The organism is Sedimentibacter sp. (assembly GCF_033447055.1).
GTDB lineage: Bacteria > Bacillota > Clostridia > Tissierellales > Sedimentibacteraceae > Sedimentibacter.
Genome location: NZ_JAWQJF010000005.1, coordinates 1 through 9,881, shown reverse-complemented (window position 1 = coordinate 9,881; position 9,881 = coordinate 1). Strand labels below are relative to the sequence as shown.

General features: G+C 30.9%; 7 protein-coding genes and 1 pseudogene. 5 read left to right on the top strand and 3 right to left on the bottom strand.

Annotated features, from left to right (window positions below):
• Positions 1 to 431: 431 nt before the first annotated feature.
• Positions 432 to 1,019 carry a GDSL-type esterase/lipase family protein gene (locus tag SA378_RS00480; protein WP_318524034.1) on the top strand — a complete coding sequence of 196 codons (588 nt, stop codon included), beginning with the start codon at positions 432 to 434 and terminating at the stop codon, positions 1,017 to 1,019.
• A gap of 19 nt (positions 1,020 to 1,038) precedes the next feature.
• Here SA378_RS00480 and SA378_RS00475 read toward each other — a convergent pair whose 3' ends face one another.
• The 3 genes from SA378_RS00475 to SA378_RS00465 form a co-directional block, all read right to left on the bottom strand.
• Positions 1,039 to 2,316, bottom strand: a complete 1,278-nt coding sequence (locus tag SA378_RS00475) for a homoserine dehydrogenase (protein ID WP_318524033.1) — start codon at positions 2,314 to 2,316, stop codon at positions 1,039 to 1,041.
• Between the two features lie 431 nt (positions 2,317 to 2,747).
• Entirely contained in the window at positions 2,748 to 3,920 is a 1,173-nt protein-coding gene (locus SA378_RS00470; protein ID WP_318524032.1) for a YibE/F family protein, read from the bottom strand.
• A gap of 151 nt (positions 3,921 to 4,071) precedes the next feature.
• Entirely contained in the window at positions 4,072 to 4,317 is a 246-nt protein-coding gene (locus SA378_RS00465; RefSeq protein ID WP_318524031.1) for a hypothetical protein, read from the bottom strand.
• A 329-nt stretch (positions 4,318 to 4,646) separates the two neighbouring features.
• Between SA378_RS00465 and SA378_RS00460 the strand changes: the two genes are divergently transcribed.
• From SA378_RS00460 to SA378_RS00445, 4 genes and pseudogenes are all read left to right on the top strand, one after another.
• Positions 4,647 to 6,476: an O-antigen ligase family protein gene (locus SA378_RS00460; RefSeq protein ID WP_318524030.1), complete on the top strand. Its 1,830-nt coding sequence runs from the start codon at positions 4,647 to 4,649 to the stop codon at positions 6,474 to 6,476.
• A gap of 19 nt (positions 6,477 to 6,495) precedes the next feature.
• Positions 6,496 to 8,382, top strand: a complete 1,887-nt coding sequence (locus SA378_RS00455) for a nucleoside-diphosphate sugar epimerase/dehydratase (protein ID WP_318524029.1) — start codon at positions 6,496 to 6,498, stop codon at positions 8,380 to 8,382.
• Positions 8,383 to 8,425: 43 nt separating this feature from the next.
• The gene (locus SA378_RS00450; RefSeq protein ID WP_318524028.1) at positions 8,426 to 9,466 is read left to right on the top strand and encodes a Wzz/FepE/Etk N-terminal domain-containing protein; all 1,041 of its coding nucleotides are present in this window, start codon (positions 8,426 to 8,428) and stop codon (positions 9,464 to 9,466) included.
• Positions 9,467 to 9,579: 113 nt separating this feature from the next.
• Positions 9,580 to 9,840: pseudogene (locus tag SA378_RS00445) on the top strand (cell filamentation protein Fic); the annotation flags it as partial.
• Positions 9,841 to 9,881 lie beyond the last annotated feature (41 nt).

The window sequence follows — 9,881 nt, the reverse complement described above, 5'->3', positions numbered from 1 at the left end:
CGAAAGGATAGTAAGTTCCGGATGTACCGCCGGTAGCCAAAATAAGGTTAGTTTTTTCTGCTGCGCAAGCTGTCACAACTAATGTTAATAGTAAAATTATTACTAATAAAATAGAAATTCTTTTTTTCATAAACCCTCCCATTATTTTTGATTTTTATTTCGTTTGCTTCTTATAATATTTAGGACATTCCTCCTTTATACAACATATGTTTTTTGAAACAATTTCATTACTACAATCTGCCACAAGCAAACTATAGTCTTCAAGAAAACGTATTTTGTTTCTATATTATAGCATTTTTAAAAATAATTGTAAACATAAAGATAAAGACACATAAAAATAGAAACTAAAATATAGACATATGTTTAAAAATAATATAAAATTGAACAATATAATTAATAATCAAAATAATTTATTTAAAGGAAAATCAGATATGAAAATAGTTTGCATAGGCGATAGTTTAACATATGGATTTGGGGTCAGAAGGTCTAAATCATGGACGAAATTAGCACAGGAAAAACTGGGTATGGAAATAATAAATGAGGGAATAAACGGGGACACAAGCGGCGGAATGCTGAGCAGGTTTCATAATTCTGTATACATGCAAAGACCACAGGCAGTATTAATAATGGGCGGAGTAAATGATTTGATTGTTGGAGCTGATTTAGGAGTTGTTAAAGCAAATATGATGTCCATGGCTCATCAGGCAATAGCAAAATATATTGACCCGATTATAGGAATTCCAACTAAAATTGATTTAAAAAACATAAGACAGGATTGGGATTCATTTACTGATTTTAATAAGGTAGCAAAAGAAATTGACGAATATCAGCAATGGATTAAAAAATTTTGTGCTACCTTTAATTTCAGATATATTGATTTTTATTCTGAGTTTGAAAAATCAGCAGGAGATAATGTGGAAGAACTGTATATTGACGGTTTGCATTTTAACGAGAAGGGAAATGAAATATTATCAGAAATATTCTGCCGAGAAATAAATAGTATAAAAAATAAAATATAAGGAGGGCGAACCCTCCGTTTTATTTGAAATTTTCCACTAATATTATGCTCGCAATTTGAGTGACATTCTCATATTTCTTAATTTCTTCAAGAGCAGCATCTATATTTTTTCTTTCAACTTCATGAGTTATAAATACTAATGGGGCTATTTTGTTGCCATTTTTCTGTCTTTGAACCACGGAAGCAAGGCTTATGTTATTTTTGCCGAAAATATTAGCAATGTTTGCAAGAACGCCCGGTTCATCAACAACTTCAAAGCGAATGTAATATTGTTTGAAAGCTCTGTTCGCAATTATATATTTGTTTTCATTTGATTTTTCAGCAACTAAGTTATTAGCATTTTTAGCAATAGTTATTATGTCTCCCAAAACAGCACTTCCTGTAGGAAGTGAACCTGCACCTTTGCCGTAAAGCATTAATTCTCCAACAGCATTTCCTCTTAAAAATACAGCATTATATTCGTTTTTAACTGTTGACAACGGGTGACTCGCAGGCACAAAAGCCGGATGAACTCTCAATTCGATTTCATTGTCTTTTCTTAATGCGGATGCAAGAAGCTTAATATTGTATCCCAATTCTTTTGCATAATTTATATCTTCTTTTGATATTTTAGTAATTCCTTCCTTAGGAATATCATTGACTTTGATTCTTTGTCCAAATGCAATAGTAGATAATATAGCAAGTTTAAAAACTGCATCATCTCCTTCAACATCAGAAGAAGGGTCAGCTTCAGCGAAGCCTAAATTTTGAGCTTCCTTGACAGCTTGGTCATATTCTAAACCATAATCAGACATTTGAGTAAGAATATAATTTGTAGTTCCGTTGATGATTCCTATTATTTCATTAATTTCATTAGCAGCAAGGCTGTCATTCATTGTGTTAATAATAGGAATTCCACCCGCAACGCTTGCTTCATACATTAATTTAACTTTGTTTTCAACAGCTAATTGTTCAAGTTCTTCTCCGTGAGTTGCAATAAGAGCTTTATTTGCAGTAACAACATGTTTTTTGTTGTTGAGCGCTGCTTTTATGTATTCATAGGCAGGATTGATACCACCCATCAATTCCACAAGTATTTGAACATCCTTGTCATTTATTACTTCATATGCATCTGTAGTGTAAACCTCTTGAGGCAAATTTACATCACGTTTTTTACCAATGCTTTTTACAAGAACTTTATTTACAGTCAATTCTTTATTTAGAATTTTCTCTATTTTTGAATTATTAAATCCAATTATATTAATAAGTCCTGATGCAACTGTGCCCATACCCAAAATACCTAATTTAATTTTTTCCATATTTCCCTCCGCAAACTGTCTATGATATAAATACATATGTATCTTAAATAAATACTACAATAATATAACACAACTTTTTAATAAGTTCAACAAGAGATTTAAAAAATTTCAGCATATTTCAAAAAATAAAAAAACAGCAGACTATTTTATAATCTGCTGCAATCCGTGTCATCCTGAGCAATATCTACAAAATGTGTCATCCTGAGTGATAGCGAAAGATGCCCTAACCCTATTTTTCAGAGTGTTCTTTCTGAAAAATAGTGGTAGGTCACTCACAACAAATTCCCAATATTTGCGACTAGAAGGAGCTAATATATTAGCGAATGCGACTGTGTGATCTCATCTTTTGAACTTAAAACACGAGATTCTTCGGTCTCAATTTGTGTCATCCTGAGCGATAGCGAAGGATCTCATCTTTTGAACTTAAAATATTAGATTCTTCGGCTATTGTTATGGTTATATATATAAGCTGCGAAAATCGAAGTAATAGGAATAGCGAACAAAATACCCATACTTCCTATTATTGCCTGAATAATTTCAAAAACAATCATTTCCAAATTAAACAACAGCAGGACGTTTTTATAATTAACTACAAGAAGCAACACTACAGATAATGAACTTCCAATATAAGCTAATATTAAAGTATTTGACATTGTTCCTATAGCATCCTGCCCAATATTAAATCCTGATTTAAGCATTGTTTTAAAACTTTTGCTATCCATGTTTTCTGCCAATTCATTCAGTGCAGAAGCAATTGACATGGATACGTCCATAACAGCTCCAAGAGACCCAATCACTATGCTTCCCCAAAGTATTGCTTTTAGATCAATTGGATTTTCTGTATTAACCATTAAAAGAAACATTGAATCTTCATCAATTAAACCGGTTAAGTTTAAAATGTTACTGATAAATAAAGCTAAAAGACCTGCAATCAGAAGTCCTCCTAAATTACCGACAATTGCACACAGCGTTTTTTTATTTGCACCGTTTAATGTTAATAAGCTCATGAATATAATGAAAATACTTACTACAATTGAGGATAGATAAATATTATTTCCTTTAAGAATGGAAGGAACATAGACCATAAATATAGCAAGACACGTTAAAACAAGAGAGATAATTGTATTTACACCTTTTTTTCTGCCAAATAAAATTATCATTGCAAAAAAACTTATCAGTAACCATATCAGGATACTGCTGCGGTCATATTCGAGAAAAGTCCATTCTTCTCCTTCACCATCTCTGGAAATAAGCGATGATATGATAATATTGTCTCCTACTTCAATTTCCTTTGGATTAGCCGCAATGATTTCATCAATATATTGATTTGCTTCAACAGTAGTGCCTTTAAGTTCATCGTTTTTTATTTCTGCCATAAATTTAATGGTTATAGTAGAAAGAGTTTCGAAACCGTAGTCAAAACTTTCTTCGGTTCTATCTTCAATAGAAATAATCTTTGCCTTGTATGATTTATCGTAATTCTGTTCGTCTAAATCAGGTTTGCTTACACTGTAACCAACTACAATAAATGCAATTGAAAACAATATTGTTACAATATAAATAATTGTGTTCTTATAGGACTTGTTGAAATTTTTAAGCTGCATAATTCACCTCGTATGTAAGTTAGTTTTCTCCAATAGTATAACATAAAAACAGAAAGATTCAATGAAAATGTAAAATATCGGAATTAAAAGAGACACCCTATCCTTAAATTGTGATAGGGTGTCCATTCTTATAACATATTGAATAATTTTATTATCTTGGGCAGTGAGGATGATGGCAATTATTTTCTAATGCATCCGACAACAATTCATACAAACATTCATAAACACAGAAGCATCTATTGTTTACTCTTCCAGCACAAGGGTTGTTAGAGCAAAGAGCGTCAGACAACAATTCTAACAAACATTCATATACACAATCACAGTCACATTCTATACAATTGTGACATCTTCTTCTGTTTTCAACACCAGCAACATTACCATTATTTGTTTTACTCATAAATAACACCTTTTTATATAAAATTTTTTGAGGCAAGCTCATTATTATCATATTCTACATGTATTAAAGTGTGACAACATGTCTTATAAATTTGTCGTCATGAAAATATTTGTAATCCTGAAAATTATTGTCATCCTGAACATTATGTCATCCTAAAAATTCTGTCATCTGAGCGTTAGCGAAGGATCTCATCCTTTCTGTCATCCTGAATAAAGCGAAGGATCTCATCTTTTTTTGTTTGCAATTATCATCTATCGTGTTATAATGTATGAGCAAAATAAAATTCAACAAAATATTACATAACTTTTATAAATCATGGGGGAATAAAAGTGAAAGCCAATAAAGAAAAAACAAAACGAGAACCTATTAAAATAGATTACGAAAATAAAAAACTGTCAGTATTTTATTTTTTACCACTCCTGTTAATCGCAGGGGTAGTTCCGCTTATAGTATATGCCAAATATATAGACCTTTCAGGAACAACACAAGCCTTGTATTGGACAGGCCAGCAGCAATATCTGGATTTCTTCAGCTATTGGAAATCAAGCTGGGTAATAGCACTCACAGCAATCGCACTTATATTTTATATCATACTATACATGCAGAAAAAATTACCTCTCAAAAACCTAAAACAATATTACATTCCACTAGGAATATATGCAATATTTGTAATAATATCAACTATCTTTGCAATAGATACACAAACAGCTCTCTGGGGTTTTGTAGATATGTACCAAGGTATGTTTGTGCTTCTAAGTTATGTTCTCGTAACTTTCCTTACAATTAATTTTATTAACAATGAAAGAGATGTGAATTTGTTTGTCAATGCCTTTTTATTTCTAATGATAGCAGAAGGCATAATAGGAATAACACAATATTTCGGATTTGATTTCTTTCAAACAGACATTGGGAAAAATCTTATATTGCCGAACAATCTTAAAGTTGATGATTTGTCTTTTTCTTTTGGACCAAAGACGATTTACGGTACACTGTTTAATACAAACTTTGTAGGAAGCTTCGCTGCATTGATGCTTCCGTTGTCGGTTGCATTTCTTTTAGGAGCAAAAACAACCCAAAAAAGAATTATCTCAGCAATAGCTGTTGTTTTAATGATATTTGTCTTGATAGGATGCAATTCAAGGGCAGGATATTTAGGTGTTGCAGTAACTTTTGTATTTGCTGTATGGCTATTTAGAAAGGTTATAATAAAACATTGGATTGGATTTGTAGGATTAGTTATAATTTTTGCGTTAGTATTAGTAGGACTTAACAATGTTTCTGAAGGTAGAATATTTACCAGATTAAAAACTTTAAATTTAAAAGAACAAATTGAAGCTGTCAAGGCTGTAGCTAATGATGAAACAAAATTCAAATTCGAAGATATTATTTTAGAGAAAAATACTTTTGCTATAAAAACAAATTATGAAACATTAAATTTTAAAATAGATGAAGATAAATTATATTTCCTTGACGAAAATAGTAATGAATTAGAAATTACAACAAAAGGAAAAGAAATAACAATAAATGATAAAAAATATGCAGGATATAAAATTACAATTGCAGGCAATTATCCTGGAGTTACTGTAAATAGAGCAGGCAGGAATTTCAATTTTTATTTTACAAATGATGGAGTTAAGTTGTTAGGTTCAGGTGGAAGAATAACAGAACCTGTGGTAGCAGACACGTTCAAACCATTAGACGGATTAGAAAAATTAGCATCAAATAGAGTTTATATATGGGGAAGAACACTTCCGTTGTTAAAGAGCTATGTTTTAAAGGGTGCAGGTTCTGATAATTATCCAATAGTTTTTCCGCAGGATGATTTTATTGGTAAATTAAGTGCAGGTATGGAGATGAACACAGTAGTTGATAAACCACATAATCTTTATTTGCAAATTGCTACAAACACCGGTGTTTTATCTCTTTTATCATTAATAGGATTATGGGGCATATATATTGTTAGCGGTTTAAAATTGTACAGCAAAATAGTATTTGATTCATTAGAAAAATATATAGGAGCATCGTGCTTAATAAGCATTATTGGATACTTATCAGCCGGAATGTTTAATGATAGTGTGGTAAGTGTTGCACCTATTTTCTGGATTTTATTAGGTTTGGGTATAAGCATTAATTTTAGGCTTAAAAGTAAGATTTCTTAGATATAAAACGGGGGACAAAATGTCAAATGCATATAATAAGTTATATAAATTATTAAATAAATATCGAAAATATATATTAATTATGATAGATACTATAATTGCAGTGGTTTCATTTTTATCTCCTCATATCATAAGTGGTATACATCCAGATAAAATAGAATGGTTTAAGAATACCTGGTATATATATACGATTATTTACATCAGTACATTTATAATAATGGGAGTTTATAAAAATATCTGGAGATATGCAGGCATACAAGATATTTATAAATGTTTGCAAGCTTCAGTTATTGCAAATTTATTATTCTTAATATTTACAAAATCATTCAATATTTTTATCAGGTATTATGTATATATAGTGGCTTTTTTTGTAACAAGTTTTTGTACGATGGCAATAAGGGTAGTGTATAGGGCGGTGCTGATTATTGGTGACAGAAATACTAAGAAATTAAGTCTTTATACAAATATCATGATAGTTGGAGCAGGACAGGCAACAGTAGCTATACTAAATGAAATCAGCAGAAATAATCCAAATAATTATATGGTAAGATGCATAGTTGATGATGATGAAACTAAAATAGGCAGGAGCATTAACTCTGTGCCGGTTGTATCTTTAACAGATAAGATACCAACAATGATAAATAAATACAACATAGAAGAAATAATACTGTCAATTCCTTCTATTGACAAGGATAATAAGAAGCGTATACTAGACATATGTGCAAACACAAGGTGTAAACTTAAGATTTTACCCGAAGTTTACAGTCTTATAACCAATGGCAACAATATTATGGATAAAATCAGAGAAGTCCAAGTAGAAGATTTACTAGGCAGAGAACCAATTGATTTGGATTGTACTTTAACAAAAAAATATATTCAAGAAAAAACAATACTGGTGACAGGTGGAGGAGGTTCTATTGGTTCCGAACTCTGCAGACAGATTTCTTCTTATTCACCAAAAAAACTAATTATCTTAGATATTTATGAAAACAATGCCTACAACATCCAGCAGGAATTAATCAGAGCTTATGGAAATAAATTGGATATAGAAGTAGAAATAGCTTCTGTAAGAGATAAAAACAAATTAAATCAGATATTTGAATTAAAAAAAATAGATATAGTATTTCATGCGGCAGCTCACAAACATGTTCCTCTTATGGAAAAAAATCCTGAAGAAGCTATAAAAAATAATGTTATAGGAACATATAATGTAGTTCAAGCAGCTCACAAATATAATGTAGAAAAGTTTGTGCTTATTTCTACAGACAAAGCAGTTAATCCTACAAATGTTATGGGAGCAACCAAGAGGATTGCCGAAATGATTATACAGTCCTACAACAGACATAGTGAAACTGATTTTGTAGCTGTTCGATTTGGTAATGTGCTTGGTAGCAACGGTTCTGTTATTCCATTGTTTAAAGAGCAAATAAAAGAAGGTGGACCTGTAACTGTTACTCACGAAGAAATAACTAGGTACTTCATGACTATACCTGAAGCAGTTCAACTAGTCCTTAGAGCTTCATCAATGGCAGAAGGCGGAGAAATATTTGTTTTGGATATGGGAGAACCCGTTAAAATTAAAGATTTAGCTTACAATTTAATTAAGCTGTCCGGATTAGAACCAGAAGTAGATATAGAAATTGAATATACCGGACTTAGACCTGGAGAAAAACTATATGAAGAATTGTTAATCAGTTCTTCTGAAAATCAGGTTAAAACAAGTATTGACAAAATATTTATTGAAACACCTAAAGAAATAGATGAATATGAACTTTTTGAATTAATTAAGGAATTAGAACAAGCAGCTCACGATATTGACATTGAAACAATATTAATATTGATAGGGAAGTTAGTACCCACATATAAAAGGACGATAAACGAAAAATGTTCGGAAGGCATAGTTTAATATAAGTTATGAATAAATTGATAGATAAAGTTAGGAGTTTATAATGAACGAAAACAAAAATAACATTCAATATTACGAAGATGAAATTGATTTAAAAGAGCTTATTATGGCTTTGTGGAAAAGAAAAAAGATGATTATAAGCATTATTTTAGTATTTGCATTATTAGCAGGGGTGATTAGCGTGTTTATGATATCTCCTGTTTATGATACAAAATTAAACATAGTTATAAACATGCCAGAAGCTTATACTACAAGATACGGCGAATATAAATTGCCTATTACCACGAATGAGCAATATATTAACTTAATCACCAGCAATGATATCCTTATTAATACTATAGAGGACATGAAATATGATTCTGAAGTATCACTTGATAACTTAAAGAAAAAAATTGCTATCAGCAAGACTGACACAAAAACAAATACTGTTCAAAATAGCTTTGAGGTTACTGTTTCTGCTAATAATCCAGAGGAATCATTAAAATTAGCACAAACATTGTATGATAATTATATAGAGTTTATAGATGTAATGACTAAAGAAAGAACTATAAGTTATTTTATAAATAACTTTAGCATGAACATAAAATCATCAGAAAATCAATTGGACAGAGTTAGAGAAATTTTAAAGAGCAATGAAGAGTTATTAGCTGAAACACCTCAGATAATAGCAAATAGTGATGCTAATTTGGAAATTCAAACAGAATTAACATCTAACAGTGATTATGTTGTTCCTGTTGATGCGGTAAATCCAAATTATATTAAAATTGAAAATGACATTATTGGAAATAAGCAATCCATAAATAGTATTGAAAATAATATAAGGATGAATAATCGGTATATAGATGAGCTTAATGTAGAAAAGCAAACTCTTAATAAATATTATGAAAACGGACAAGCTGAAAAACTTGAAGTAAGTGTCATAGGTGTTGTAGAAACTAGTGTTTATTTGCCATCACCACCTGTAGCTCCAACACATAAAACAAGTCCAAGCAATGCATTAAATACAATAATTGGTGCAGTAATTGGTGGAATGTTGGGTGTTATGGTAGCGCTGTTCATGGAATATTGGTTTAAAGAAGCTTGATTGGATGCATATGGCGACGTGAGCATGGTTGCTTATGCAAGATATAGACTAAACAACGATTTGGTTAAAACATACATACCAAGTATAATCTAAATGATGAAGGGAGTGATCTTGTGAAAAAGAAAAATGATATTGCAATTCGTTCGAGTGCAGCAGAGTACCTTACATATATTGCGGCAACAGGTGATGATTCTCAAAGCTTTGAAATGAGATATGAAGACGAGAACATTTGGCTTACGCAGAAGATGATGGCTACACTATATGATGTTTCGGTATCAGCAATAAATCAGCATATAAAAAAAATATATGACGATAATGAGCTTACACCTATAGCAACTATTAAGAATTTCTTAATAGTTCAAAAAGAAGGGAACAGTTACAGCAGAAATTACTAAAGCTCATGCAGAGAGTGAAT

Coding starts and splice junctions, on each gene's coding strand:
- SA378_RS00480 (WP_318524034.1), top strand. CDS start 432: ATGAAAATAGTTTGCATAGGCGATAGTTTAACATATGGATTTGGGGTC.
- SA378_RS00475 (WP_318524033.1), bottom strand. CDS start 2,316: ATGGAAAAAATTAAATTAGGTATTTTGGGTATGGGCACAGTTGCATCA.
- SA378_RS00470 (WP_318524032.1), bottom strand. CDS start 3,920: ATGCAGCTTAAAAATTTCAACAAGTCCTATAAGAACACAATTATTTAT.
- SA378_RS00465 (WP_318524031.1), bottom strand. CDS start 4,317: ATGAGTAAAACAAATAATGGTAATGTTGCTGGTGTTGAAAACAGAAGA.
- SA378_RS00455 (WP_318524029.1), top strand. CDS start 6,496: ATGTCAAATGCATATAATAAGTTATATAAATTATTAAATAAATATCGA.
- SA378_RS00450 (WP_318524028.1), top strand. CDS start 8,426: ATGAACGAAAACAAAAATAACATTCAATATTACGAAGATGAAATTGAT.